This is a genomic window from Flavobacterium sp. N2550 (assembly GCF_025947265.1).
Classification (GTDB): domain Bacteria; phylum Bacteroidota; class Bacteroidia; order Flavobacteriales; family Flavobacteriaceae; genus Flavobacterium; species Flavobacterium endophyticum.
In genome coordinates, this window is record NZ_CP110007.1 from 1809962 (window position 1) to 1836494 (window position 26533).

The 26533-nt window shown below is 37.3% G+C and carries 24 protein-coding genes; 9 read left to right on the forward strand and 15 right to left on the reverse strand.

Features of this window, described 5'->3' with window-relative positions; genetic code table 11:
- Window positions 1–85: 85 nt before the first annotated feature.
- The 5 genes from OLM56_RS07925 to OLM56_RS07945 all read right to left on the reverse strand — a co-directional run bounded on the left by OLM56_RS07925 (window position 86) and on the right by OLM56_RS07945 (window position 4742).
- Window positions 86–559 carry a PepSY-like domain-containing protein gene (locus OLM56_RS07925; protein ID WP_264528915.1) on the reverse strand — a complete coding sequence of 158 codons (474 nt, stop codon included), beginning with the start codon at window positions 557–559 and terminating at the stop codon, window positions 86–88.
- Between the two features lie 21 nt (window positions 560–580).
- Window positions 581–1018 carry a PepSY-like domain-containing protein gene (locus OLM56_RS07930; RefSeq protein ID WP_264528916.1) on the reverse strand — a complete coding sequence of 146 codons (438 nt, stop codon included), beginning with the start codon at window positions 1016–1018 and terminating at the stop codon, window positions 581–583.
- A gap of 74 nt (window positions 1019–1092) precedes the next feature.
- Complete coding sequence (locus tag OLM56_RS07935) at window positions 1093–2364, reverse strand: sensor histidine kinase (RefSeq protein WP_264528917.1); 1272 nt, start codon at window positions 2362–2364, stop codon at window positions 1093–1095.
- The gene (locus tag OLM56_RS07940; RefSeq protein ID WP_264528918.1) at window positions 2364–3035 is read right to left on the reverse strand and encodes a response regulator transcription factor; all 672 of its coding nucleotides are present in this window, start codon (window positions 3033–3035) and stop codon (window positions 2364–2366) included. The genes OLM56_RS07935 and OLM56_RS07940 overlap by 1 nt, the downstream gene beginning before the upstream one ends.
- A gap of 87 nt (window positions 3036–3122) precedes the next feature.
- Window positions 3123–4742 carry an ABC transporter substrate-binding protein gene (locus tag OLM56_RS07945; RefSeq protein ID WP_264528919.1) on the reverse strand — a complete coding sequence of 540 codons (1620 nt, stop codon included), beginning with the start codon at window positions 4740–4742 and terminating at the stop codon, window positions 3123–3125.
- Between the two features lie 95 nt (window positions 4743–4837).
- On the opposite strand from OLM56_RS07945, the gene mtaB reads away from it, so the two are divergent.
- Window positions 4838–6166, forward strand: coding sequence for a tRNA (N(6)-L-threonylcarbamoyladenosine(37)-C(2))-methylthiotransferase MtaB (gene mtaB / locus OLM56_RS07950; RefSeq protein ID WP_264529002.1), 1329 nt, complete (start codon window positions 4838–4840; stop codon window positions 6164–6166).
- Window positions 6167–6173: 7 nt separating this feature from the next.
- Here mtaB and OLM56_RS07955 read toward each other — a convergent pair whose 3' ends face one another.
- Both OLM56_RS07955 and OLM56_RS07960 read right to left on the reverse strand, forming a co-directional pair.
- Entirely contained in the window at window positions 6174–6512 is a 339-nt protein-coding gene (locus tag OLM56_RS07955) for a hypothetical protein (protein ID WP_121377561.1), read from the reverse strand.
- Between the two features lie 83 nt (window positions 6513–6595).
- A complete protein-coding gene (locus OLM56_RS07960) occupies window positions 6596–6880 on the reverse strand; it encodes a GNAT family N-acetyltransferase (protein WP_121377560.1) in 285 nt (94 codons plus the stop codon).
- A gap of 202 nt (window positions 6881–7082) precedes the next feature.
- Here OLM56_RS07960 and OLM56_RS07965 point away from each other — a divergent pair, with 202 nt between their 5' ends.
- Window positions 7083–7745 (forward strand): alpha/beta hydrolase, encoded by a 663-nt coding sequence (locus tag OLM56_RS07965; RefSeq protein ID WP_182494527.1) that lies wholly within the window; start codon window positions 7083–7085, stop codon window positions 7743–7745.
- A gap of 52 nt (window positions 7746–7797) precedes the next feature.
- Window positions 7798–8691 carry a lytic transglycosylase domain-containing protein gene (locus OLM56_RS07970; protein ID WP_264528920.1) on the forward strand — a complete coding sequence of 298 codons (894 nt, stop codon included), beginning with the start codon at window positions 7798–7800 and terminating at the stop codon, window positions 8689–8691.
- 30 nt (window positions 8692–8721) lie between these two features.
- On the opposite strand, the gene OLM56_RS07975 is transcribed toward OLM56_RS07970, so the two are convergent.
- Together OLM56_RS07975 and OLM56_RS07980 are read right to left on the reverse strand one after the other, a co-directional pair.
- Window positions 8722–9417 (reverse strand): TlpA family protein disulfide reductase, encoded by a 696-nt coding sequence (locus tag OLM56_RS07975; RefSeq protein WP_264528921.1) that lies wholly within the window; start codon window positions 9415–9417, stop codon window positions 8722–8724.
- A 159-nt stretch (window positions 9418–9576) separates the two neighbouring features.
- Window positions 9577–10092, reverse strand: coding sequence for a DUF2892 domain-containing protein (locus OLM56_RS07980; protein WP_121377556.1), 516 nt, complete (start codon window positions 10090–10092; stop codon window positions 9577–9579).
- A 168-nt stretch (window positions 10093–10260) separates the two neighbouring features.
- On the opposite strand from OLM56_RS07980, the gene rpmH reads away from it, so the two are divergent.
- Window positions 10261–10422: a 50S ribosomal protein L34 gene (gene rpmH / locus OLM56_RS07985; RefSeq protein WP_008464848.1), complete on the forward strand. Its 162-nt coding sequence runs from the start codon at window positions 10261–10263 to the stop codon at window positions 10420–10422.
- 170 nt (window positions 10423–10592) lie between these two features.
- A complete protein-coding gene (gene carB / locus OLM56_RS07990; protein ID WP_121377555.1) occupies window positions 10593–13445 on the forward strand; it encodes a carbamoyl-phosphate synthase large subunit in 2853 nt (950 codons plus the stop codon).
- A 36-nt stretch (window positions 13446–13481) separates the two neighbouring features.
- Here the strand turns inward: carB and OLM56_RS07995 are convergent, their stop codons facing one another.
- A complete protein-coding gene (locus OLM56_RS07995; RefSeq protein ID WP_264528922.1) occupies window positions 13482–15824 on the reverse strand; it encodes a TonB-dependent receptor domain-containing protein in 2343 nt (780 codons plus the stop codon).
- 217 nt (window positions 15825–16041) lie between these two features.
- On the opposite strand from OLM56_RS07995, the gene OLM56_RS08000 reads away from it, so the two are divergent.
- Both OLM56_RS08000 and OLM56_RS08005 read left to right on the forward strand, forming a co-directional pair.
- Window positions 16042–17121: a sensor histidine kinase gene (locus OLM56_RS08000; protein WP_264528923.1), complete on the forward strand. Its 1080-nt coding sequence runs from the start codon at window positions 16042–16044 to the stop codon at window positions 17119–17121.
- Window positions 17118–17834, forward strand: a complete 717-nt coding sequence (locus OLM56_RS08005) for a LytR/AlgR family response regulator transcription factor (protein WP_264528924.1) — start codon at window positions 17118–17120, stop codon at window positions 17832–17834. Before OLM56_RS08000 ends, OLM56_RS08005 begins: the two co-directional genes overlap by 4 nt.
- A gap of 39 nt (window positions 17835–17873) precedes the next feature.
- Here OLM56_RS08005 and yiaA read toward each other — a convergent pair whose 3' ends face one another.
- Complete coding sequence (yiaA, locus tag OLM56_RS08010) at window positions 17874–18272, reverse strand: inner membrane protein YiaA (protein ID WP_121377553.1); 399 nt, start codon at window positions 18270–18272, stop codon at window positions 17874–17876.
- Between the two features lie 319 nt (window positions 18273–18591).
- On the opposite strand from yiaA, the gene OLM56_RS08015 reads away from it, so the two are divergent.
- Complete coding sequence (locus OLM56_RS08015; protein ID WP_264528925.1) at window positions 18592–19113, forward strand: ankyrin repeat domain-containing protein; 522 nt, start codon at window positions 18592–18594, stop codon at window positions 19111–19113.
- Between the two features lies 1 nt (window position 19114).
- The gene (locus OLM56_RS08020; RefSeq protein ID WP_264528926.1) at window positions 19115–19873 is read left to right on the forward strand and encodes a T9SS type A sorting domain-containing protein; all 759 of its coding nucleotides are present in this window, start codon (window positions 19115–19117) and stop codon (window positions 19871–19873) included.
- Window positions 19874–19945: 72 nt separating this feature from the next.
- Here the strand turns inward: OLM56_RS08020 and OLM56_RS08025 are convergent, their stop codons facing one another.
- The 4 genes from OLM56_RS08025 to OLM56_RS08040 form a co-directional block, all read right to left on the reverse strand.
- A complete protein-coding gene (locus tag OLM56_RS08025) occupies window positions 19946–21976 on the reverse strand; it encodes an FG-GAP-like repeat-containing protein (RefSeq protein ID WP_264528927.1) in 2031 nt (676 codons plus the stop codon).
- 15 nt (window positions 21977–21991) lie between these two features.
- Entirely contained in the window at window positions 21992–23086 is a 1095-nt protein-coding gene (locus tag OLM56_RS08030) for a hypothetical protein (RefSeq protein ID WP_264528928.1), read from the reverse strand.
- Window positions 23087–23296: 210 nt separating this feature from the next.
- Window positions 23297–25339, reverse strand: a complete 2043-nt coding sequence (locus OLM56_RS08035) for an FG-GAP-like repeat-containing protein (protein ID WP_264528929.1) — start codon at window positions 25337–25339, stop codon at window positions 23297–23299.
- A gap of 48 nt (window positions 25340–25387) precedes the next feature.
- Window positions 25388–26494: a hypothetical protein gene (locus tag OLM56_RS08040; RefSeq protein ID WP_121377569.1), complete on the reverse strand. Its 1107-nt coding sequence runs from the start codon at window positions 26492–26494 to the stop codon at window positions 25388–25390.
- Between the last annotated feature and the right edge of the window lie 39 nt (window positions 26495–26533).

The following is a 26533-nucleotide window of genomic DNA, read 5'->3' on the forward strand; positions in this document are numbered from 1 at the left end:
TGTTTAGGTTTATTTTGATTGATAAAAGGAGCTTCTGTAATAACGGAAGCTCCTTTTTGATTTTAATGAAGAAAGGATGGGCAGATTAAGAATCAACCCTTATAAATTCTCCTTGGGCGTTAAATACCAAATCTAGGCCACTGGAAAGCTCGATGTCGTAGCCGGTTGCTTCAATTTCGATAGTGTTTATAGTCTGCCCTGCATAATTTGCAGCAACATACGAAGTGATAGATGCTGGAATAATGGCAACAGGAACAGCTTGAGTATTTCCGTCAACATCTGTCCAATTTCCATTTGCGTCAAAGTCAATTTCGAAACCATTGGAAAGATAAACGTCATAGATGGAGCCGTCATCATCGGCAACAGAATTTTGTTTTACCAAAGTATACGTTGCTTCAGGAAAATGCGTCGTTATAAAGTTTCGAGCATTTTCAGGAAGAGCACTAGATTCAATAACATTCGAGTTGTTATTTTCATTATCATCGTTGGAACAAGAAGCCAGTATCAACATGAATGATGCAAAAAATCCGGCTAGCAATACATTTTTAATAGTTTTCATATCTCTAATAATTTAAATGAATTAATTGTCTATTCTTAAGAATTTACCATTGGAATCAAATTCCAATTCTATTCCGTTACTAAGATCGACTTCATAGCCCCAATGACCTTTGTCAATTTTAGTGATTGAAACCTCCTTATAATTTGACTCTACATAAGAAGCTATTTTTGCTGGAACAGCAGTGGTTGGAATTGGAGTATGGTTTCCGTCAATTTCTTCCCAGTTGCCTTTGCTGTCAAATTCAACTTCGGTATTATTCGAAAATCGGACCTTATAGTCTGTTGAAAATGTCTCTTTGTCTTTTACGATATAGGCAGGATTTTCATTTGCGAAATGTTCCTTTAGAAAGGCTTGTGCTTTTGCAGGAAGTTCTGCTGTTGTGATCGTAGTTTTTTGTGCATGAGCCGAAAAACTGAATAGTAGACCTGCGATTAGGCTTAAACTCATTTGTGTTTTCATAACTAGTTGTTTTAAAATTCTAGACAAGATTACATTCAGAATTTGGAAACAATTAGGAATAAATGCCCAATAGGTTATTTTTTTGGAAAAATTATTTTAAACTGGTGATTTCCATTAAAAGTATATGCGATGGAAATAGAGTAGGTATTAGTAATCGATTTTACGATTGACAAGCCCAAACCAGTAGATTCATTGGTGTTTGTAAGTCTGTAAAATCGGTTGAAAATGATTTCAGGATTTAAGGACGAAGCCGTGCCAGAGTTCGAGATTATGAAATCATGCTCGTTTATTATAAATTCGACTGAACCGCCTTGATAGTTATGGATTAAAGCATTTTTAAGGAGATTGCTTGCCAATGCCGTAGCCAGTCCTTTGTTCATGTTGAATTGAAGCGACGCGGTTTCTTCAATAGTAATAGTAACTTTTTTGAAATCGGCTAAATCTGAAAAATCATCTGCTAATTGACGGATGAGTTCGTTAAAATTGATAGGCTCTTCATCTGAAAATTGTTGGTTTTCAATCTTAGACAGCATTAATAGCGATTTGTTCAAACGTACCAATCGATTCAGCGTATCTGTAATTTTACCGATCTCGATCATCTGTTCGTCAGGAAGCGTATTGTTTTCTGCGAACAGCTCTAATTTGTTGATACTGATGGCTAATGGCGTCTGCAATTCGTGCGAGGCATTTTCGATAAATTGTTTTTGGCTAGAATAGATCATTTCGTTGCGTTGCAGCATTTCTTCTACTTCTTTCGCCAAAGTCTTAAACTCGTCAATTGGAGAACTTACTGATTTTATACGAGCGCCCGTTCCTAATTTAAAGTTTTTCAGATTGGCCAGAATAGCGTGAAACGATTTCCAGATTCGCTTCAAGAGGAAATGATTTACGACCAAAATGCTTATGACCAACATGACGTATAGGCCCAAAAGAGCTAAAAGCAAGTCTTCTAAAAGTTCGTCTTCTTCAACGATAGAAGCTTTGATGATGAGCTCGTGCGGCTTTCCATTTTTGTCGTTGAATACTGTTTTCAGGGTTCGGATGGGCTCGTCGTCATCGTCATATTCCATAAATTCTGCCGCTGTAAAGAATTCGTCTTTATAGGAGTAATTTCCTTTTGGAAGCGGCTTTATCGTGAATTTATTAATTCCAAATTCAGGGGTATTGAGTAGTTTTTCATCAGCAAAAGCCTGTCTGATGATAATAATTTTTGAGTTTTTAAGATCGTCGTCAATATTGTCATAGACTTCATCCAAAATCAGTACATAAAACAAGCCCGCCCAAATTGGGATTACGGCAAGAAGCGTAATGGCCAGATAGCGTAGCGTGTAATTTTGTAGTTTCATCAGCTCATTTTATAACCAATGCCGTAAACTGCCTGAATGTCGATTTCGGCATCGGCATCTTTCAATTTTTTGCGAAGGTTTTTTATTTGCGAATATACGAAATCTAGATTGTCGGCTTGGTCGGTATGGTCGCCCCAAACGTATTCAGCCAAGGCCGTTTTGTTAATCAGCCGATTCGGATTGATGACAAAATAATACAGCAGGTCAAACTCTTTTCGGTTCAAGACCAGATTTTCATCGTTGACAGAAACGCTTCGTTGTTCTGGAGATAGTGTCAGATTTTTCCAAGTAATAAGATTGTCGCCATTGTGGCTTTTCCTGCGGATAGCGGATTTAATTCGGGCATGCAATTCTGCGAGATGAAATGGTTTGCTCAAATAATCGTCGGCACCCAAATCCAAACCTTTTACTTTGTCATCTACGGCATCTTTTGCAGAAATGATAATCACGGCTTCTTGTTTCCGCTGTTTTTTTATTTCGGCAAGCAAATCCAGACCACTACCGTTGGGAAGCATGATATCAATCAAGACACAATCATAATCATAAGAGCCAAGCTTGTCCAAGCCGGAAATAAAATCGTGTGCTGTTTCAACGATGTATTTTTCCTTTTCGAGCGATTGTTGGATGACTTCCCTAAGTCCGGCTTCGTCTTCAATGATTAAGATTTTCATGCTTTTGAAATTTTTGGATTGGCAGCCAAAATAAAATCAGATTTTGGAAACAATTGGGAATACTAGTGAAGAGCTTGGTTTTTTGAATTATACTTTGCTCTTTTTCACGCGTCGCAAATCCAGCATATTTAGCGGATTTATTCCCAACCCAGAAACATTTTTTCTAGTAAAACGAGCGACTTTGTCGTAGAATAACAGAATCACAGGGGATTCTTTCATGATCAAGGCATCCATTTTTTGATAAGTAGCAAAGCGCTTTGCATTGTCCGTTTCTAAAAAAGCCTGCTCGTATAATCGGTCAAATTCATCATTTTTAAAATGAGTATAATTGGGGCCGTTTGGAGCAAAATTTTTACTATAAAATAAGGAAAAATAATTTTCGGCATCAGGATAATCGGCAATCCAGCTGGCTCTGAAAAACGAAACTTTTCCTGTGGAAATAGCTTGTCTCAATGTGGCAGGTGGATTCACATCTATAGCAACATCTAGCCCGATTTTTTTCCATTCGCGCTGTAAATATTCTGAAATGTCCAGATAAGTAGCATTCGTACTCAATGCAATTTTTGGATTGAGATCTCCAGTTGTTTTTTTATAATCATCTACCAAAGCTTTTGCTTTTTGGATGTCATAATCATATCCGATTTTTGTAGCATCAAAACTTGGCAATCCGGCCGGAATCATTCCATTGATAGCAGGAGTTCCCATTCCATTTCTTAAATAGGTTACTAATTTCTGTCTGTCAAAACCATAATTCATGGCTTGGCGAATTCTTTTGTCAAGGACGGCCTTTTCCTTTGAATCCATGCGAAAGCCTAAATATTCGGTATTCAGATAAGGCCCGGTAATCATGTTAACGTCTTTCTTGTATTTTTCCTGAAGCTGTCCGCTTTGCGTCAGGATTTCGTCTTTGTAAGAAGGATGAAGGCCTGAAACAAAATCAATCTTTCCTTGTGCAAATTGAAGGAATCCGCTTTGCTTGTCCGGCAAAAAGGTAACAGCTACGGCTTCTAAATAAGGCAACTGATTTCCCTTTTCGTCTTTTTCAAAATACAAAGGATTTTTTCTCAAGACTAACTTTACGTTTTCTTCCCAAAGCTTGAATTGAAAAGGACCAGTTCCTATCGGGTTTGTCCTAAAATCATAACCAGACACCGCAAAGGCTTCTTTCGGAACCACAGAAGCATATTTCATAGAAAGCAATCCCAAAAAAGCAGGAAATGGTTTCTTTAAATTGATTTCAAAAACAGAATCATTTTTCGCTTTAAAATTTTCAACATTCTGCATGATCCATCCGCCAGGAGAAGCTACTTTTTCATCTAAAAGGCGATGGAAGCTGTATTCAAAATCATTTGCATTTATAGTTCGAGTGGAATCTTTTTCGTTCGAAAATACTTTGTTTTTGTGAAAAAAGACATCCTTTCTCAGCGTAAACGTATAGGTTTTTCCGTCTTCAGAAATTGCCCAAGATTTGGCTAGGTCTGGTTTTATGTTCAAGCTATCATCCAATTGAACAAGCCCGTTATAGAGCTGATTGCACATCCAGATATTCTCTTGTGATTTTGCAAAAGCCGGATCAAGGGAACTTACATTGGCATCTTGATTGAATCGAAAAACTTCATGGTCGCGATTTTCTTTCGCATCTTTTCCACAGGAAAATAAAGTTAACGATATCCAAAATATTGATATATAGTAAATTATTGATTTCATTTTGAAAAATATTGTATGTAAATTTGCAGGCTATTTGCAAAATGTAAATATAGCTAAAGATACCAATTTCCCAATTTCTCGGAGGATTTATAATGATAGAGAACAGAAAAAAAGTTGCCTTTTATACCTTGGGATGTAAGCTGAATTTTTCAGAAACATCTACGATTGCCCGTAATTTTCAAGATGAAGGTTTTGACCGTGTCGAATTTGAAGAAGTGGCTGATATTTACGTTATCAATACGTGTTCCGTAACTGAAAACGCAGACAAGCAGTTCAAGCAAGTCGTAAAAAAGGCAATGAAACTAAATGATAAGGCGTTCGTAGCGGCCGTTGGTTGTTATGCACAATTGAAGCCAGAAGAACTCGCGGCGGTTGACGGTGTGGATTTGGTTTTAGGAGCAACAGAGAAATTCAAGATTACCGATTATATAAACGATCTGTCGAAAAATGATTTCGGCGAAGTGCATTCTTGCGAGATTTCAGAAGCCGATTTTTATGTAGGCAGCTATTCTATCGGCGATAGGACGAGGGCCTTTTTGAAAGTACAAGACGGATGTGATTATAAATGTACCTATTGTACGATTCCTTTGGCAAGAGGAATTTCAAGAAGCGATACTTTGGAAAACGTATTGAAAAATGCCAAAGAAATTTCACAGCAAAATATCAAAGAAATTGTCTTGACCGGAGTGAATATTGGCGATTACGGAAAAGGAGAGTTCGGCAATAAAAGACACGAACATACTTTTTACGAATTGGTTCAGGAGTTAGACAAAGTTGAAGGTATTGAACGCTTAAGGATTTCTTCAATCGAGCCGAATTTGCTCCGCAATGAAACCATAGAATTTGTTTCAAAATCAAGAACTTTTGTGCCGCATTTCCATATTCCGTTGCAATCAGGAAGCAACGAGATCTTGAAAAAAATGAAACGCCGTTACTTAAGAGAAGTGTATACAGAGCGTGTGAATAAAATCCGTGAAGTCATGCCGCATGCGTGTATCGGTGTTGATGTTATTGTAGGATTTCCAGGTGAAACGGATGAGCATTTCTTAGAAACGTACCACTTCTTAAACAATTTGGATATTTCCTACTTGCACGTTTTCACGTATTCTGAAAGAGATAATACTGAAGCGGCTCAAATGCCAAATCCTGTTCCGGCTAATGTTCGTGCGAAAAGAAGCAAGATGTTGCGCGGACTTTCTGTCAAGAAAAGGAGAGCGTTTTATGAAAGCCAGTTAGGAACCAACAGAACTGTTTTGTTTGAAGGAGAAAACAAAGAAGGCTATATTCATGGTTTTACAGAAAATTATGTAAAAGTAAAAACGCCTTGGAATCCAGAATTGGTCAATACATTGCACGAAATCAATCTGACAAAAATTGACGAAGATGGTTCAGTGCGTATGGAATTCTTGAATGTCGAAGCTTAATTAAGCGCTAATATTTATAATGAAACTTAATCTTGGTCACTCTAAAAACAGACTGTCCGTATTTTTCGATAAATTCAAAAGAGTTTCTGCCAGTCTGCTCAAAGCTTACAATTAGGGCGGCAGAGATTTCAAAATACATCTTTTCGCCTTCCATCATCATTCTGTCGCCGGTTTTTCTATAGCCAGAACGAATGAGCGTGAATTCCGATAAATTCCATGTTGTAGAATGGTTGTCAAAACTTTCCGTAAGGCTATAAAGTCCTTCCGTAATTTCAGTCTTGCAGCCGTAATATTTCTCGATATTTTCGAAGAAGCTGAGGATTTTGAGATTATTTTCTTCCGTCATTGGATAAAAATAATAAAAAATAATATTTCAAAACATCAGAATGAAAATTTAACCTTCTGACTTTCGACTTTAAGACCTTCGGCTTAAATTCGAATTCCAGGTGGAAGCAATTCTCTGTAAATTGGATTCTTTTTGAAAAATGCCGCAATTTTCGGATGGATAGGAACTACTTTCAGCTTTCGCTCCTCTGCAATGGCCATAATATCCTTTAAAAAGTCATTTATGAATTCGTCATTTTCAAAATGGTCGGGCAGGTTGATTTTGGTGAGGAAAATTTTTTTCTCCTGAAAGGAGTATTCAACCGCAACTAATTTTCCTTCAAACTGTGTTTCAAATTGTCTTGAAAAAGTATTGTCTTTAATTTCCATAACTTAATTAATGTTTCAACGATGTAGCAATCGATAGTTGTAAAAGGCGCGATTTCTCTTTGATTTCGAAAACATTCCTGTCCTTAATTTATCGATTATTTAAAATAATGAGAAGAGCGGTTTAGAATAAAAACCATAATTTTATACAAATTTCGTAATAAAAACCTTTTGTTGCTGTTATGATAGCGTTAAAACAATTATGATGGAAAAAATTCCAGTGTATTTTATGCCAGGAATGGCGGCAAGCTCAACAATCTTTGAACGAATTCATCTTCCCGAAGATCAGTTTGAAATCTTCCTTTTAGAATGGGTACTTCCTTTGGATGGCGAAAGCCTGACGCAATATGCTGAGCGTATTTCAAAAGAAATAAAACATGAGAATCCTGTGCTGGTCGGAGTTTCATTTGGAGGTGTCCTGGTGCAAGAAATGGCCAAGTTTGTAAATCCCAGAAAGATCATTATTATTTCAAGCGTCAAAAGCAATGCTGAATTTCCAAGAAGAATGAAGATGGCCAAGTCTATCAAAGCCTATAAGTTATTTCCAACCGGACTAATGCAAAATGTAGAGACGTTTGCCAAGTTTTCATTCGGAAATGACAAGATGAACAAAAGGCTGAAACTTTATGAAAAATTTCTGTCGATGCGAGACAAGAAATATCTAGATTGGGCTTTAGAGCAAATCATTCTGTGGGATAGGACAGAGCCGGATAGTAAAGTGGTTCATATCCATGGAGATGCAGACGAAGTTTTTCCTCCAAAATACATCAAGAATTTTATTCCCGTGAAAGACGGAACGCACATCATGATTATTAATAAATTCAGATGGCTAAATGAACATCTGCCAAAAATTATCCTAGATAATTAAAAATTGGTAAAATGTTTGTAGGTTTACAAAATACACTCAAAGAAAAAAGAACATGAACTTGATGAAAAAAACTGGCTTGATAGCCTCAGTTGTCTTGGTAAGCGGAATTTTAATTCATGCCGTTTCCAATGAAAAAATAGGAGAGAAGGCTCCTGTAGCGAAAGGATATTTTTTTCCAACAGAAATTGATTTTGCTGGTGAAAAAACGCCTTTGCATATTGCTGACGTGAAAGAGCGTTTGGACAGAGAATTGTTGGTCAATGCGAATCTGGATGCTTCTACTTTGCTGATTATAAAAAGAGCCAATCGCTCTTTTCCGATAATTGAACCGATTTTAAAGAAAAACGGCGTCCCAGATGATTTTAAATATTTGGCTGTTGCCGAAAGTGCCTTGATGAATGCGACTTCTTCTGCCGGTGCAAAAGGGTTTTGGCAATTTATGCCCGATACGGCAAAAGAAAGAGGCATGGAGGTAAATGATGGTGTCGATGAAAGATACCACCTAGAAAAATCAACGGAGGCGGCCTGCAAATACTTGCTAGATGCGTATAGAAAATTCGGAAGCTGGACACTAGCTGCTGCTTCGTATAATGGTGGTTTTGGCGGCGTAAACAAGCAGATTACCATTCAAGGAGTCACAAATTATTACGATTTATTGCTAACAGATGAAACAGCGCGTTATGTCTTTAGAATTTTAGCCTTGAAACAGATCATGAAAAATCCAGTCGAATATGGATTTAATGTAGCGCCAGCTGAATTGTACCCTAACATTCCAACTAGAAAGGTAGAAATCGATAGTTCCATAACAGATTTGGCTGCTTTTGCAAAAGCACAAGGCATTAATTACAAGATTTTGAAAATCCACAATCCATGGCTTCGCGATAGAAAATTAACGAATCCGGCCAAGAAGAAATACATAATAGAAATTCCGACTGAAGGATATTAATCAAAAAGCGTTGCACCTGCAGCGCTTTTTTTAGTTTGTGGCAAGTCTTTCTTTTGATATGTTCTTATTGATTAAGATGGTGCTAAGCCCGTCTCGAAATGCATTATAATTTTGGGTATACGCCTTCATGTAGGCAACACTTGGACTTGAATTTCCTCCGCCTCTCTTGATATCTACGATTTTTAAATGCTCGTCTAGATAAAAACAAGTAGGAAATCCCAACGTATGCTTGATGGAAGAAATGGCAGGCGCATCGTTTTTATAAGTCTCATGTGCAAAACACACGGTAATATGGCTGTTGAATTTTTTAGCCACTTTTTTGACATTGTGTTTTTTGTCCCAGAACAAAACAACAAACTTTACGTCGTTGCTATATTTTTGTGCCAACTTGTTCAATGCAGGAATTTCTCCTTTGCTAGGAACGCACCACGAAGCATACGTAAGAAGGAAAATAGGTTTTTTGGATGATTCTAGATTTAGCTTGCCGCCTTGTATTTTTTTAAAAGAATAATTGTCAAATTTTGTTCCGACAAGCTGTCCTTTTACTAAGGAATCGAATAAGAACTTTCCTCTTTTGAAATCTTTATTTTTATAGGCCAGATTGCTTTCAGAGCTGTATTTCTTGAAGTTTATTTTGATTGCATCAGAAAAAAATAAGTCATGCTCTTGGCTGAAAAGGAAGAGGGGGAATAGTAAAAGTGCTATTTTAACTAATAAATCTTTCATGTATTAGTTAATTTGTTAAGTAAATTTACTATAATTTATTAAAATAATATGACAACTTATATTTTAATCTATAAACTTGCCGAATTCACCGATAAACGAATAAAAAAAGCCGTCTTAGGAATTTCCAAGACGGCTTTAAATATTTTGTATGCAGAAAGCTTATATTTTTTTCATCTGCTCTTTCATCATTTTTATCTGATCCTTAAGCATGTTCTGTTTGTCAAGTCTTTTGGCTTCGTTTAATAAATTCGTAGCTTCAATTTTTCGTCTTCTCGACATCGCAACTCCTGCAAGATTTAATTTAGCAACAGCCAAATCCATATCCATAGACAATCCTAATTCGATCGCTTTTTTGAAATACTTCTCAGCTTGCATTAAATTAGTTTGGGAAAGCATCAGTCCATGAAGGTAGTTGTAGTAACCCTGCTGTTTTCTGACCAAAGCGGTTTCTGGGTTCTTGATATAAGCCAGCCATTTTTGTGCTCCAGCAAAATCTTGCTTCCTTAATTTTAAGAATGCCAAAAGGATGAATTCGTTTTTGAAATAAAGCAGAATGAAGACTAGCGATAAAAGGATAAGAAAAATTCCATTTCCTATATTATTTTCTGTAAATTGCCAAATGCCAGTAGCAATTATTAATCCGGCTAAGATGAGTTTGATATTTCTGTGAAACATAATTTTTACATATTTGAGTCGCAAAGGTAATAAAATCAATTAAAAATATTTTTATAAAACCACTTGCCAGAAAAAAAAGTCTTCGTATATTTGCACTCGGTTTTGGAACAGCATTGATTTCGAACCTATAAAAAGATATTTAATTAAGATTTTTAAAGATACAAAGCAATGAGCAAAAGAACGTTTCAACCATCGAAGAGAAAAAGAAGAAATAAGCACGGTTTTATGGACAGAATGGCTTCTGCCAATGGAAGAAAAGTGCTTGCTCGTAGAAGAGCTAAAGGAAGACATAAACTTACTGTTTCTTCTGAACCAAGACACAAAAAATAATGTTTTAGATAAACATCAATAAAGGCGTTACTTAATGTTAGTATCGCCTTTTTTTATACCTTGTCGCTAAATTAAATAGGCTCAGGGTCATAGATACGAGGTTTGAGGTTGCCTTTTATCTTGAATTCAAAACCCTGCATCCAGAATTAACTACAACAACACACAACAAAATGCCGAAAGACAATTCAATTAAATCAGTTTTAATCATCGGTTCAGGTCCAATTGTTATCGGACAAGCCTGCGAATTTGATTATGCTGGCTCGCAATCTGCACGATCTATCAGAGAAGAAGGAATTGAAGTTATCCTGATCAATTCCAATCCAGCCACAATCATGACCGACCCGTCAATGGCTGACCACATTTACTTAAAGCCACTGACGACAAAGTCGATTATCGAAATCCTTAAAGAACATCCTCAGATTGATGCCGTCTTGCCAACAATGGGCGGACAGACAGCTTTAAACTTATGTCTTGAAGCGGATGAAAAAGGAATCTGGGCTGATTTTGGCGTACGATTGATCGGAGTAGATATCAACGCCATTAATATTACCGAAGACAGAGAGCAGTTCAAACAGCTTTTAGAAAGAATCGAAATACCGACAGCGCCTGCAAAAACAGCTACATCTTTCTTGCAAGGAAAAGAAATCGCGCAAGAATTTGGGTTTCCATTGGTAATTCGTCCGTCGTTTACATTGGGCGGAACTGGAGCGGCTTTTGTTCATACGAAGGAAGAATTCGATGAAAAACTGACTTACGGATTAGAAATGTCCCCAATTCATGAAGTTTTGATTGATAAAGCTTTGTTGGGTTGGAAAGAATACGAATTAGAATTGTTGAGAGATAAAAACGATAACGTCGTGATTATCTGCTCTATTGAAAATATGGATCCAATGGGAATCCACACAGGAGATTCTATTACGGTAGCTCCAGCGATGACTTTATCTGACGCGACTTTCCAAAAAATGCGCGATATGGCCATCAAAATGATGCGAAGTATCGGAAACTTTGCTGGCGGCTGTAACGTACAGTTTGCAGTTTCTCCAGATGAAAAAGAAGATATTGTAGCGATTGAGATCAATCCGCGTGTATCTCGTTCTTCAGCTTTGGCTTCAAAAGCAACAGGCTATCCGATTGCGAAAATCGCTTCGAAATTAGCTTTAGGTTATAACTTGGATGAATTGCAGAACCAAATTACAAAATCAACTTCAGCATTATTCGAGCCGACTTTAGACTACGTTATCGTAAAAATTCCACGTTGGAACTTCGATAAATTTGAAGGCGCAGACAGAACGCTAGGGCTTCAGATGAAATCTGTTGGAGAAGTGATGGGAATCGGACGTTCGTTCCAAGAAGCGCTTCACAAAGCGACACAATCTCTTGAGATTAAAAGAAACGGTCTTGGTGCTGACGGAAAAGGTTATACCAATTACGAGCAAATCATCGAGAAATTGACGTATGCAAGTTGGGACCGAGTTTTCGTGATTTATGATGCGATTCAGATGGGAATTCCATTGAGCAGGATTCACGAAATCACTAAGATTGACATGTGGTTCCTGAAACAATATGAAGAATTGTATACGCTCGAAAAAGAAATCTCCAACTTTAAGATAGACACGCTTCCAAAAGAATTATTGCTAGAAGCGAAGCAGAAAGGTTTTGCAGACAGGCAGATTGCCCACATGATGGGATGTTTGGAAAGCCAGGTGCATAAATTGCGCGAAGACATGAATATTAATCGCGTTTATAAATTGGTAGATACTTGTGCAGCAGAATTTACCGCTAAAACACCGTATTACTATTCTACTTTTGAGGCAGAAATTGAAACTGCCGACGGTAAAAAATACGTCCACAACGAAAGTATTGTAACCGATAAAAAGAAAATAGTTGTCCTAGGTTCAGGTCCAAATCGAATCGGACAAGGAATCGAATTCGATTATTCGTGTGTGCATGGCGTATTGGCAGCGAAAGAATGCGGTTATGAAACCATTATGATCAACTGTAATCCGGAAACGGTTTCTACAGATTTTGATACGGCTGATAAATTATACTTCGAACCAGTATTTTGGGAGCATATTTACGACATCATCCAACATGAAAAACCAGAAGGAGTCATTGTACAATTAGGAGGACAGACGGCTTTAAAATTAGCTGAAAAACTTTCTAAATACGGAATCAAAATCATCGGAACCAGTTTTGATGCTTTGGATTTGGCGGAAGACAGAGGACGTTTTTCTGAACTTTTGACAGAACTAAAAATTCCTTTCCCACAGTTCGGTATTGCAGAAACAGCTGACGAAGCTGCGGCTTTAGCAGACAAATTAGATTTTCCTTTGCTGGTTCGTCCATCGTATGTTCTTGGCGGACAAGGGATGAAAATCGTCATCAATAAAAAAGAATTAGAAGAGCACGTAATTGATTTATTGCGAAGCATTCCAGGAAACAAATTGTTGCTGGATCATTATTTAGATGGCGCAATCGAGGCGGAAGCCGATGCTATCTGCGATGGCGAAAATGTGTACATCATCGGAATCATGGAACATATCGAGCCTTGCGGCGTGCACTCTGGAGATTCGAATGCGACATTGCCGCCGTTCAATTTAGGTGAATTTGTAATGCAGCAGATTAAAGACCATACCAAGAAAATCGCTTTGGCCTTAAGAACTGTTGGACTAATCAACATACAGTTTGCGATCAAAGACGATATGGTATATATCATTGAGGCCAATCCTAGAGCTTCGAGAACCGTTCCGTTTATCGCTAAAGCGTATGGCGAGCCATATGTGAACTATGCAACGAAAGTAATGCTCGGACATAACAAAGTGACTGACTTTAATTTTAATCCGCAGCTAAAAGGGTTTGCCATCAAGCAGCCGGTATTCTCTTTCAGCAAATTCGCAGGCGTAAACAAAGCTTTAGGCCCGGAAATGAAATCTACAGGAGAAAGCATTTTGTTTATTGATGATTTGAAAGACGATCAATTCTACGAATTGTACTCCAGAAGAAAAATGTACTTAAGTAAATAATAAAAAATCCCGATTGTAAAATCGGGATTTTTTTTGCTATTCTGGTAAACGATCTCTGTCGCTCTTTTTTCGATTCAGTCGATACGTAAATGTGGCATATACTCTAGGACCAACGCTTCTAAAATTATAATCCAAAGTATAGTCATTCCCTCTTACAAGCCCTTTTGAAATTCGAGAGTCAAAAATATTATCCGCCTTTAAGGTGATCGTTGCTCTTTCGTTCCAAATGTCTTTCCCCATTCCCAAATCAAACCAATATTGCGATTTGGAATTGTATTGGCCGCTGCTGGTAGCTCCTAAATAATTCAAATTAGTTTGAAAGTTCCATGTTGAGAATTTTATCCGCGTACTTTGTTTTGAAGTGAAATTTTTGTCAGAAACATTAAATATTCCTTTTTGCTCAAAGGTGTAGTAGTTCATCTCGCCATTAAGAGTCAGCCATTTTAGCGGAGAATATGAAATACTAATTTCTGCACCAATTCGACTTTCTGTTCCAGAATTTATGGCTTGTTCTACTAAAAAGCCATCAGGATTTGTGATGCGAATGTCTTCAAAAATGTTTCTTGAAAATTGATGGTACAAACTCGGATTGATAATGAATTTTCTCCATTTTATTAAAGTCCCGAGTTCATAAGAATTGGTATATACTGGATCTAAATCAGGATTTCCAATTCGGATATTTCTTCTGTCTGCAATACCTCCAAACGGATTGAGCTGCCAAAACTCAGGACGGCTGATGCGTCGGCTGTAGCTTAATTGTACGTTGAAAATGTCGTTAAATTCATAAGTAAAATGAGCCGTTGGAAAGAAATCGGTATACTTTTTATCGATGTTGAATTGATTGATTCTGTCATTGCTTCCGGTGTTTGAATCTTCAATTCGGAGGCCTAACAAATAGTTGAGCTTTTTTATGCTGCTTCCGTATTGAACATAAGCACCTATAATTCTTTCATCATAATGCAATAAGTTGTTCAGGCTGTCAATGGCCACGTTATTGTCGTAAGCTTGATAATCGCTGTTGATTCTTCGAATTTCGCCTTTTATTCCGAATTCAATTTTAGATTTTTCATTAAACGGCAGGCTGTAGTCCGATTGAAACAAAAAATCTTTACTGCTTTCAATATTTCTACTTTTTAAGGCTCTGAAGGGTAATGAAACTGGAAAGATTTCTTGCTCAACGATGGACTCATTTTCATCATCATTCCAAAAGTCATATTGCAGGTTGATTGTGAATTTTTGACCTTCTTTAGCAAATGTTTTGATGTAATTCAATTCAATCTGATTGGCAGTTTGAGGTTCCTTATAAGCTTCCTTGGCATTGGCAATGCGTTCAGGATTGCGGTTTTCATCTAAATAGTTGAAAGCATAATCAACCGTGCTTCTGCTGGTATTGTTTCTGTAAAAATAACTCAACGTAATCATGTTTTTGTCATTAAAATAATAATCACCGCCAAAATATGTGGTAAATGTTCTATTTGTTCTATCCCTATCAACGGTTCCATTTAAATACGAATCGATAGCATTATCATTGTAAATGGTTCTTGAGCTAGATTCCTTACCGAGGAAATTGATATATCGGTACCTTAAATCAGAAAAAATATTGATTTTTTTATTTTTATAATTCACGTTATAGCCCAAAGCATAGTTATCTGGAATTCCAGCGGTAGCTTGAACGGAGCTTCCAAATCCTTTGCTTTTATTTTTCTTTAAAATGATATTAATAATGCCAGCAGTTCCTTCTGAATCGTATTTAGAAGATGGGTTGGTAATCACTTCTACCTTTTCTATATTCTCTGCCGGAATTTGCTCGAGCCCATTATTGGCAGTTAAAACAGAAGGTTTTCCGTTTATCAAGATTCGAACGCCTGTGTTGCCTCGCAAGCTAACCGCACCATTGTAATTAACGCTTACCGACGGTACATTGTTTAAAATATCGATTGCATTTCCACCTTTTGAAACTAGGTCGCTGCCTACATTAAAGACCTTTTTGTCTAATTTATGCTCTATTGTTGTTTTTTCGGTTTGGATTTCTACAGTTTCAAGCTGAGTTGGGATCTCGTCCAATAAAAATGTTTGTAAGACTTGATCATTTTGCAAGTCGAAATTTTCAAGTGTACTGCTTTCTAAACCAATAAACTCCGCTTTGATATTATATTTTCCGGGAGTTATTTTAAGGCTAAAATTTCCTTTGTTATCAGTTATTGATCCAGCTATTGTTTTGCCGTTCAAGCTATTTATAAAAGTAACGGTTGCAAATTCTATTGCAGTAGCCGTCTTTTTTTCGATTACTTTTCCGCTGATAGTTATCGACTTCTGAATTTCCTGTGAATAAATGGTCGTAAAGGAAAGGAAGATTGCTATAAATACTATTTTTTTCATCATGCTTTTGTTTAAGATTACAAGGCAAAGATTGGATGTTTTGTAATGCAGAATAAAGGCATAAGATAGAAACAGGTTTTTTATAGTCAAACAGCCTATTTTAGGCCTTAAAATGGTCTTTAGGTTCAAAAAAAGAGTATTCAGGAGTTAAAATTGCGTTTTTGTCGACTGTGATTGAATTTAAAAAGTTCTTGATTATCTTTAATTTTTTTTAGCTATGGATTATCTTAAGAAAATATCAGAATATGTCCGGAATAATAGGTTAGCACAGCATCTAGTATTCTGGATGGTTATAGTAGTAACCTACATTCCTGCCGGTTTGCTAGATGAGAATAATGATCCGCTATGGGTAATTTTGTTATTCAATTTTTGCGTCCATATTCCGCAAATGCTGGCGTCTTATTTTCTTGCCTATTACCTGCTTCCTAAGTTTATATTGAAAAAAAGGTATTTTTTGTCCCTAATTTTATTTTTCCTGACCTGCTATATCTTTTCTGCCCTTGCCAGGATTTTGACGATTCATGTAGGTGAAGAATTGGTTAGGACGCCGCCTTTTGAACAAGAGTCGGTTTATGAAATTTTGACGGATCTCCATTCGCTCGTGGTGAAATATTTCCCTTCGGTGTATACGGTTTCCTTTCAGTTTTTATTTGTAAAATATTTTTTCAATAACGAGCAGAAGAAAAGCGAAGCAACACAATTAGAACAAAAAAAAGTAGAATCTGAGTTAAAGATGTTGAAAGCACAATTAAATCCGCATTTTCTGTTCAATACGCTTAATAATATTTATTCGCTCTCATTGGATAATTCGCCTAAGACAGCCAGTGCAATTGGAAAATTATCTGATATTCTGGACCACGTCTTGTATAAATGCAATAACCAATTCGTTTCCTTGTCAAGCGAAATAGAACTGATGAAGAATTATATCGAATTGGAAAAATTGAGATACGACAATCGATTAGAGATTACCTTTGATACCGATCTTGAAAATGACATGCAAATTCCGCCATTATTACTTTTGTCATTAGTAGAAAATGCCTTCAAGCACGGTGCAGGAGAAGATAGCGGTTCTCCAAAAATCTGGATTTCCATCATTCAGACAAAAGAAGTTTTTACCTTTAAAATTTCAAATACAGTTTCAAGCGATTATGTAAGCAAGGATGAACATAGGATAGGATTGACTAACATAAAGAAACAGTTGGATCTGATATATTCGGATAATTATTCATTGGATATAAAACAAGCTGTAAATTCGTTTTCAGTAGTTTTACAAATCAATCAAAACGACAGCTTATGAAAATTAAATGCCTGGTAGTTGATGATGAACCGCTAGCGATTCGATTAATAGAAAAGCATATTGCCAAAATAGACAACTTAGAAGTTGTGGCAACTTGCAATACAGCATTAAAAGCATTTGAGATATTGAATTTGCAAAAAATCGATTTGATGTTTATTGATATAAAAATGCCAAATATTACGGGTATAGAATTTTTAAAAAATCTAAAAAACCCGCCCAAAACAATACTGACTACTGCTTATCGAGATTATGCAATTGAAGGCTATGATTTGGGTGTTGTCGATTACCTCCTAAAGCCGATTACTTTTGAACGTTTCTTAAAAGCTGTTGACAAATTTTTAAGTGAAACTGCCAAAAGCGAAGTAAAAAGTAAAGAATTTGTTCCGGATGATTTTATTTTGGTTAAATCAGGAATCAAAAATTATAAAATCAATATGAACGATATCGTCTATATCGAAAGCCTTAAAGATTATATAAAAATCAATATGATAGGCGATAAAAATATCACTTCAAAATATAAAATAGGAGATATCCAACAAGAATTAAATGAGGATAATTTTTTGCGAATTCACCGATCCTTTATTATAAATACTTCCAAAATTACAGCTTTTACAATGAACGAAATCGAAGTTAGCAATATTGAAATTCCAATTGGAGCTAGTTATAAAGAAGATGTTTTATTGTATTTAAAGACATTGAAGAATTCAAAATAAAAAAGCCCCAACTTGGAGCTTTTTTATTCGTTGTATTTTTTAGTTCTGTCTGCTTGCAGCTTGATTGTCACGCGTATTTTTCTGAACAGCAATACCTCCAAATAAGGCCAATAAGTAGCCAAAGGCATAAAAGCCTTTTTCGCTTGGCAAAATAGTGGCATTCCACAATCCTACGACTAGCAAGACGATTGATAATATCGTGGCAAACCAGCAGATTCCATAATAAATATCAGTTACGGGAAGGCCTTCCATTCTATCTCTAACACTTTTCTGTAATGATACTACTGCAAATATTCCGAACATCAGCACTGTGAAATAGTAGCCTTTTTCATTAAGTTCCATCTCGGCTCTCCATAATCCGATAAAATAACCGATCATTCCCGCAGCAAGCGCAATCCAAGATGCTGCAACAAAGGCAGGTGAAGTTTTTTGACTCATAGTTTTCAGTTTAAGTTTTTTTTCAGAATTTGCTTATGTCCAAATATAACAAAGTTTTTTATTTTGGGCATTTTCTTACGACAGAATCCTAGAATTATCATTTTTAGAAAACTAGAGAAAAGAGAAAGGTAAAAGAAGGCTTGCTGTATAAATTTAAATAATTAACTTAATATCATTATATTATAAAAATAAATAGATAAATTTGTGATGATATGTCGGTTAATTTACGAATTGAAGTTTTTTATTTTTACGGATAGAAACATACGATTATTGAGTGGACTATCGTGATTTATGGTTCAAAATTGCTGAAACTTTGCCTATGAAAAAAACTACTCTTTTTATCTTTCTGCTCTTCCTTTCTCTAAATGCTTTTTCGCAAAAAGATATTTTTAATGTCGCTAGAACAGGTACGGTAGATGAAGTAAAAGCATTAATGAAAGCTAATCCTGGGTGTATTAATGAACTTTCTTCAGAAGGCTATTCTCCGCTAATATTAGCCTGCTATAGAGGAAATACGGAAGTTGCCCAATTTTTAATGCAGCAGGTAAAAGACATAAACACGGCGAGCGGTATGGGAACGGCACTGATGGCCGCCACCGTAAAAGGCAATGTTGAAATAGTAAAAAAACTATTGGAAAATAAAGCCGATCCTAATATTCCCGATTCTAATGGCACTACGGCCTTGATCTATGCCGCAATATTTAAAAAGTATGAAATTGCTGATTTTCTTATAAAAGCTAAGGCTGATCCTGCGGTCAAAGACAACAGAGGCAATTCGGCAATTGATTATGCCGTACTTGCAAATGATGATAAATTAATACAAATCTTAAAAACCAATTGATATGAAAAAAATTACGCTTACTTTTTTTGCTATAGTCCTGATGAGCTTCGGCTTGTCTGCACAGACGTATAGTACGGGAACTGTAACCTTCATGACGGGATTTACTGCAAAGATTGATGTCACCAGCACTCTGGTTACTTTGAATCTTGTTGGACCATCTACAGACTGGCTTAGTGTGTCTTTTAATGCTACATCTATGGATGATAATGGTAGCGATGTCGTAATTTTTGACGGGACAAACATGACCGACAGGACCTTTAACGGAACGGGAGTAACTCCTCCTCTAGATTCTAATCAAAATTGGACAGTAACTTCTAATACAATTAACGCAGGTGTAAGGACAGTGGTTGCGACACGAGCTCGTGATACAGGCGATTCAAACGATTATACTTTTACCGCCGCTGCTCAGCCTCTTAATTTAGTTTGGGCGCATAGACCGGGAAGCTTGGCCATCGGTTATCATGGATCGGGTAATTGCGGTGCTACTGTGGCTGCTTTTACTCTTGGGACAGAGGATTTTGCAGTTGAATCGTTTAAGATTTATCCAAATCCTGCAAAAAGCTTTGCGACACTAGAGTTACCTCAATCTATTGCTGTAGGAGAAGTTAAGATTTATGACAATTTGGGCAGGGTCGTGAAAGCGATGTCGGTTTCTGATTCCCATACAGAAATCAATACTTCTGATTGGACTACAGGCGCCTATATGGTAGTTTTAAGAACTGAATATGGAAATGCCACGAAAACATTAGTGGTTGAATAACTTCAAAAGAGCAATTCTCTAAAAAAAAATCCCGAATAACTTTCAGGATTTTTTGTAGTATAAAAACAAGCTTTATTTTTTGACAAACTTCTGAGAGAACTTTTCGCCATTGCTGTTTTGCAATACCATCATGTAATTTCCTGCAGACAGTGATTGGATGTCAATCTGGTTTTCTTGTATTTTTACATCTGAAACCATTCTGCCTTGGTAATCATAGATTTTTACGCTGGCAATTTCAGGCTGCATGTCAGTAAGCTGGATTCGGATGTAATCGGAAGCTGGGTTAGGATAAAGTATAAACTGATTGCTATTTGTTTCAGAGATTCCTAAAGTCGAGCCTTCTACAACAAGCAGTTTTGAATTTATAGCTGGATTTAGGATTTCTTCGACCAAGCCAGAAGGCCATTTTATTACCAGTCTCGTAATTTCTGTAGCAGTTCCGATTCCGAAATGTGTATTTAATGAGTTGGCAAATTCAAAGCCTTCGCCGCTTCTCACGTCTCTGATCTGTCTGCCCCAAGCTCCATATATCTCTACTCTTGCCCCAATACCATTTCTGGTGCTTTGGATACCTTGAAGGTTCAGTATAATCCAATTGTTGTCGTTTCCGTTATTGTAATAGACCGTGTTTTCGACCTGAACATCTAAGAAGCCGTCATTGTTCAAATCTCCGATAGGTCCGTTTTGAGGTGCTCCGCCTGATTTTGTAAAAGTCCAATCTCCATTATTGATCATGATAATACCGCCTGGTCCAAAGACATCAATGAATCCATCATTGTTAAAATCACGAGCAATATATTCTCTTCCAGTATTAGTATAGGATTCAAATCCTGAACCGGCACTTACATTCGTAAAGGTGCCATCACCATTATTACGCATCAATTTTTGAGTCGTTCCTCCGGCATTTGAACCAATTAAAGCGTCCATGTCGCCATCATTGTCAAAATCACCAAAAGCACTTGACCAAGATTGATCAGGGTCAGCCATTCCTGCTGCTACAGATACATTGGTAAAAGTGCCGTTTCCGTTATTTCTGTGTAATTCGTCAATATTGGCACCTGTATTACCACCACGGCATTTTGCGATAAAAAGATCTTGGTCGCCATCATTATCATAATCGACAAAAATAGAACCGTAATTTCCGCCACTTGGGAAATCGCCCATACCCCCTTGATGGAAGATAAGGTTTCCGTTTCCGTCATTAAGATAATACACATTAGGATTTACGTCATGGCATACAAAAGCATCAAGATGCCCGTCGTTATTGAGGTCTACAAAGTTGGAACGCTGACTGAAAATGGATTGAGGTCCCGAGATAGGCGTATAACCCGTACCTGTGCTGTTGGCTTTCATAAAAGTCACGCCGCTGCCAGACCCAAACAATAGATCGGTATAGCCGTTTTTGTCATAGTCGGCCGCAGTGACACTCCATGACGGCATATAAGTGGCTTGCGGTGTAGTTATCGTAGCTGGAGTAAATCCGCCACCGCTAGCATTTTGATATAAAATGTTGAGGCTAGTATTGCTTATGCCTACAATGTCATCCAAATAATCACCATTCATGTCCACTACGCAATTTTTATAGGAACCACCCAGCGCTATAGTCTGCGGCGTAAATCCGACAATTTGACCAGGTACTTCAGGCTGTTCTGGAGTATAAGGACCTTCGGCAAGAACAAAATTGAAGCCTGTGCTTCGCCATTTGTTGTCGAAAACTATAAAATAGGTAGTACCAGCAACAGCGTTGAAAGTAAATGCTGATAAAAATCCGTTTCCTAAGTTTCCGCTGTCATCATCACCGCCTGCGCAAGTTAATGCACCGCAAGCACCTCTGTAGATGTGGAAACGCGTGTCTCCTCCAATGTTGGCTATAAGGTCAGTTGTTACAGTCACCGAGGTATTTATTGAAGGTGAGTATTTATACCATTCGCTGTTTGCTGCCGTACCGCTTCCGGCACAAATGCCATACGTATTGGCATTTCCGTTAATTGCATCAATGGTATGCGTGCCTGCTGTAATTTCCAAGGCAGTTTGGCAATTGTCTTGTGCCTCGGCCAAAAAAGCCGTCAGGCATAGCATAATTAGGGGTAGTCTTTTTTTCATATTGTTGTTTGTTTATTAGTTACATCTCATATCTAAGGTAGTTATCCATTCGTCTATCATTTCGACGGCTTCTTCATGAACAATCGATCTTCCCAGCAGCGGCATTCTTGTAGATTCATTTACAGACGTGATTCTAAAATGCATCACGGATCTTTCAGGACTGCCCGGTGCTACAATGTGGGAGAGTCCGCTTCCTACAATGTCAACCGGTGTCATGCAGACGCCTAGATTTGTAAGGTCGGTTGTCTCGCTGAAAGCAAAACGCATCGGCCTGTAAGAACAATGGCTGTCTTGTTGATGACAGTGGGCGCAGTTTATATCGATATAAGACCGCACTCTTTTTTCCAAGGGTTGCGACTCGTCATTCCATCGTACTGTCGATACTATATTTCTTGGGAAGTTATTGTCTAAGTAGCCAACTTCTGCCCATTTTTCTAATTGATTTTTGCTTCCGGAAGCGTAGTTTATAGCAAAATTTAAGTTTTGAGGTTTTAAGCCAATCGGGATAGGCTTGTCGTTTGATTTGTGGCAGGTCAAGCATTCGCCTCCTGAAGAAGATGGAATACGGTAGTTCGTGTTTTTAAGTGTTCCTTCCTCCAGCCAAGTGATATCTGTGAAACTGCCATTAGGATCAAGGGTAGCTTCGGTTTGATCTGCATTCCATACATAATTGGCAAAAATCCACCCTTCTTCTTTGCGTATCATGATTCGGGTTTCTATAATGCGTGTTGTATTGCCAGGCTGAATATTGTCGTAATAAAATGTTTTTATAAGCGCAGTGCCTACAGGAAAAATTAAGGTTTTTCCATCGCCGTCATATACCGCTTTTTTATTTTTTGGTATCCAAACAAATCTTTTTTTATGGGCATAATCTGTGAAAAGCTGACTTGCAGGTTCGTAAGGAAGTACGTCAAGAGACGGAACTTGATTTTTCATTGTGCCATCGAAAAATTTATAATCGGATAGCTTGGCGTACGGAACGGATGCCAAATCAACCACGACTGGCGAAGTAGGTTCTACTGGGATATAATCATTATCGGATCCACATGAAAAAATGATAAATAAAAGAATAAATAACAGTGATTTATTTAAAAAATAGTTTTGTTTCATAGATGTGTTTCAAAAAATTAGGAATAAAGATAATAAATATAAAATAAAATTATGAAGAAAATATTGTTATGGTAAAAAAGTTATAGTACTGATACTAAATTGTTTAATTGTGTTTTGTGTAATGCTTGATAACGCTAAGGTTGGGAGGATTTTCTGCAAAAAAAATCCCGAATGAAACCATTCGGGATTTTTTATTATTGTGAGAGAGTACTACTTCTTGATGAATTTCTGAGCGTATTTTTCTCCTTTTGTATCATGCAGGATGATTACATAGGTTCCTGCAGGAAGTGATTGAACATTAATTTTGCTGTTTAAGACTTTTGCGTCAGAAATCATTCTTCCTGTCAAATCATAGATTTTTGCTCCATCTATTTCAGCTTGCAATTCATTGAGCTGAATGTTTAGGAAGTCAGCTGTAGGGTTTGGATACAATGTGAATTGTTTTGTGTTATTTTCTGCAACTCCAAGTGTTGCTCCTTCTCTTACATGTAATGTCTGGCCTGTTGAAGGGTTTAAGACTGTATCCACAATTCCAGATGGCCATCTGATAATTACTTTTTCTATTGAAGATGCTTGGCCGATGCCAAAATGTACATTCAGAGAGCTCATGTTTTGGAAACCAGTTCCGCTTTGTACGTCTCGGATTTGTTTGCCCCATGGACCGTAAAGTTCCACTCTTGCCCCGATTCCGTTTCTGTTGCTTTGTACGCCTTCAAAACTGATTTTTATCCACTTATTGCTGTTTCCATTGTTAAACAATACATTAGTTCCATTTTGGATATCCAAGAAGCCATCGTTGTTTAAATCTCCAACGGGTCTGTCAACTGGAGATAATAGGTATTGGTTTGGATTTGGCGTAAAATGGAAATTACCATCGCCAAACATAATATTGTTTCCTGAGCCCAAAACATCTAAAAATCCATCATTATCAAAATCATGAGCTACATATTCTCTTCCAGTGCTAAAAATAAGATCAAATCCTGAACCTACGGTAACGCTGGTAAACGTGCCATCGCCATTGTTTCTCATTACATTTGTATTACCGTCAGAGGTTGCATTTACGCCTAAGATGATATCCATCCATCCATCATTGTTGAAGTCTCCAACTGCTGACGACCAGCTTTGTTCTGGTGCTGCCAAATTTGCTGTTGCTGCTACATTGGTAAATGTTCCGTTGCCATTGTTTCTGTACATTTCATCAATGTTTCCGCCTACACCAGAGCCTCCTTGACCGCATTTTGACATATGCATGTCGATATCGCCATCGTTATCATAATCAAACCAGTTTGAGGCATAATTTCCTCCAGTCGGGAAAATTCCCAGACCGCCTTGAGTTTGATTTCCAATATTGCCCAAGCCATCGTTAAAATAATATCGATTTGGAGAGTTATCATCACATACAAAAGCATCTAATTTGCCATCGTTATTGATGTCTACAAAATTGGTACGTTGTGTCAAGTAACTTTCGGGTTTTCTAAAGGTACTATATGCCGAACCGTCTGTATTGGCTTTTAAAAACACGACTCCGCTGCCTGAGCCATAGATCAGGTCATTGTATCCGTTGTTGTCATAATCGCCTGCTGCGATGCTCCAGGTTGGTTGAACTGATGTATTTGCTATAGTGAATGTCGTAGTCGTAAATGTACCACCAACTTGTTGATAGCTAATAGCTAATTGTGTATTGTTGATTGCTGAAACAATGTCGTCTAAGTAGTCGCCATTCATATCTACGATACAATTGTTATGTTGTCCAGCTATTCCCGCAACCGGACGCGATGTGAATGACAATCGGTCTACACCTGGAGAGGCTGTTTGCGTAAAAGAGAAATCAAAGCCATTGCTACTGTATTTGTTATCAAACGCAATGATGTAGGTTGTGCCTGCAGTAGCCGCAAAGCTAAGTTGTGAAGCTTGGCTGCCATCATAATCATCGTTAGAACCTATACATACTAAATTGGTGCAAGATCCGCTATATACAATTACTCTGGTATCAGTATTAGGATTCTGAGGCAAAAGTGTAGATACGGTCACATTGATATTTTGTGTGGCAGTATATTTATACCATTTGCCTTTTGTACCGGGACCATTATTAAGTCCGCACAAGTTGCTCGGCGCAGTTCCGTTTTCAGCAGCATACGAAGGAGCTGTGTTGATGGAGTTAAGCGTAATATTTAATGCAGTATCGCAATTGCTTTGGGCCATTGCGATTGAAAAGCAAAAAAATAGGCTAAAGAAAAATAAAGTTTTTTTCATAATGACTATAGTTTTTAGTTGGTTGTTGTTAAGCTGTTTTTATTGGATTTAGTTGCAAGTTTGCGTTAATGAGCTAATCCATTGCTCTACTAGCGCTATTCCTTCATCGTGAGTAATCGTTCTTCCTAATAGCGGCATTCTTTCGCTTTCGTCATTAGTTCGCAATCGATAATGCAGTATCGATTTGCTGAAATTGGACGGCAAGACAATTTTTTGCAACGTAGGGCTTACGATCTCATCGGCGTCAATACAAATACCTAGGTTGGTCGGATTTGAAGTTTCGCTGAAAGCAAAACGTATGGCGCGATAATCACAGCGTCCTTGGTCTTGATGGCAATGCGCACAGTTAGCATCCAAGTAAGAACGCATTCTTAAATCTAAAGACTGTGAGGTGTCGTTGTAATTAACTGTTGTGGCAATAGTAGAAGGATAGCTTTCCAGATAGCCCTGTTCTAACAATTTCTGCAATTGGTTCTTGTTTCCTTCTCTATACGCATAATTGATATTTAAATTCTGAGGTTTGACACCGATCGGAGTCGCAATCTCATTTATCTTGTGGCAGGCCAGACATTCTGATTCTGATGGAATTCGATACTCGGCTGTAATTACCTCGTCGTTTGGTTTTTTGAAAGTAATTGTTTTGGTGCTGCCATTTATAAAGTCATCGTTTACGATCAGGTTCGCTTCTGTCTGTTCGTCATTCCACACATATTCGTAAAATTTCCATCCATCGGCTTTGCGAATCATCAATCGGGTTTCGATCATCTTTGTCGTGTTTCCTGGCTGTATCGTAGAATAATAGAACGTTTTTATTAGAACAGTTCCTACCGGAAAGTTTAAAATCTTTCCGTCGGCAGTATAAGTCGCTTTTACATTTTCAGGCATCCATATGAATCGCTTCTTTTTGGCGTAATCGGTAAAAAGCTGACTTGCTGGCTCGTAAGGAATTACATTTAAAGAAGGTATGTGCTCTTTCATATCGCCTTCAAAAAATTTGTAATCAGATAATTTGGCGTAAGGAACCGCTGCCAAATCAACTGTAACTGGAGAAACGGGTTCTGGTACGGGAACATAGTCGTTGTCGGACCCGCATGATAAAATGGTAAAGAAAAGTAGTAATAGTAATGATTTCTTTAAAAAATAGTTGTGTTTCATAAGATTTACCATCAAAAAATTAGGAATAAATATGGCAAA

Coding starts and splice junctions, on each gene's coding strand:
- OLM56_RS08005 (WP_264528924.1), top strand. CDS start 17,118: ATGAAAATTAAATGCCTGGTAGTTGATGATGAACCGCTAGCGATTCGA.
- OLM56_RS08020 (WP_264528926.1), top strand. CDS start 19,115: ATGAAAAAAATTACGCTTACTTTTTTTGCTATAGTCCTGATGAGCTTC.
- OLM56_RS08035 (WP_264528929.1), bottom strand. CDS start 25,339: ATGAAAAAAACTTTATTTTTCTTTAGCCTATTTTTTTGCTTTTCAATC.
- carB (WP_121377555.1), top strand. CDS start 10,593: ATGCCGAAAGACAATTCAATTAAATCAGTTTTAATCATCGGTTCAGGT.
- OLM56_RS07940 (WP_264528918.1), bottom strand. CDS start 3,035: ATGAAAATCTTAATCATTGAAGACGAAGCCGGACTTAGGGAAGTCATC.
- OLM56_RS07935 (WP_264528917.1), bottom strand. CDS start 2,364: ATGAAACTACAAAATTACACGCTACGCTATCTGGCCATTACGCTTCTT.
- OLM56_RS07945 (WP_264528919.1), bottom strand. CDS start 4,742: ATGAAATCAATAATTTACTATATATCAATATTTTGGATATCGTTAACT.
- OLM56_RS08040 (WP_121377569.1), bottom strand. CDS start 26,494: ATGAAACACAACTATTTTTTAAAGAAATCATTACTATTACTACTTTTC.
- OLM56_RS07965 (WP_182494527.1), top strand. CDS start 7,083: ATGGAAAAAATTCCAGTGTATTTTATGCCAGGAATGGCGGCAAGCTCA.
- OLM56_RS07975 (WP_264528921.1), bottom strand. CDS start 9,417: ATGAAAGATTTATTAGTTAAAATAGCACTTTTACTATTCCCCCTCTTC.
- OLM56_RS07925 (WP_264528915.1), bottom strand. CDS start 559: ATGAAAACTATTAAAAATGTATTGCTAGCCGGATTTTTTGCATCATTC.
- OLM56_RS08000 (WP_264528923.1), top strand. CDS start 16,042: ATGGATTATCTTAAGAAAATATCAGAATATGTCCGGAATAATAGGTTA.
- OLM56_RS08015 (WP_264528925.1), top strand. CDS start 18,592: ATGAAAAAAACTACTCTTTTTATCTTTCTGCTCTTCCTTTCTCTAAAT.
- OLM56_RS07970 (WP_264528920.1), top strand. CDS start 7,798: ATGAACTTGATGAAAAAAACTGGCTTGATAGCCTCAGTTGTCTTGGTA.
- OLM56_RS07955 (WP_121377561.1), bottom strand. CDS start 6,512: ATGACGGAAGAAAATAATCTCAAAATCCTCAGCTTCTTCGAAAATATC.
- OLM56_RS07960 (WP_121377560.1), bottom strand. CDS start 6,880: ATGGAAATTAAAGACAATACTTTTTCAAGACAATTTGAAACACAGTTT.
- rpmH (WP_008464848.1), top strand. CDS start 10,261: ATGAGCAAAAGAACGTTTCAACCATCGAAGAGAAAAAGAAGAAATAAG.
- yiaA (WP_121377553.1), bottom strand. CDS start 18,272: ATGAGTCAAAAAACTTCACCTGCCTTTGTTGCAGCATCTTGGATTGCG.
- OLM56_RS07980 (WP_121377556.1), bottom strand. CDS start 10,092: ATGTTTCACAGAAATATCAAACTCATCTTAGCCGGATTAATAATTGCT.
- OLM56_RS07930 (WP_264528916.1), bottom strand. CDS start 1,018: ATGAAAACACAAATGAGTTTAAGCCTAATCGCAGGTCTACTATTCAGT.
- OLM56_RS08030 (WP_264528928.1), bottom strand. CDS start 23,086: ATGAAACAAAACTATTTTTTAAATAAATCACTGTTATTTATTCTTTTA.
- OLM56_RS07995 (WP_264528922.1), bottom strand. CDS start 15,824: ATGAAAAAAATAGTATTTATAGCAATCTTCCTTTCCTTTACGACCATT.
- OLM56_RS08025 (WP_264528927.1), bottom strand. CDS start 21,976: ATGAAAAAAAGACTACCCCTAATTATGCTATGCCTGACGGCTTTTTTG.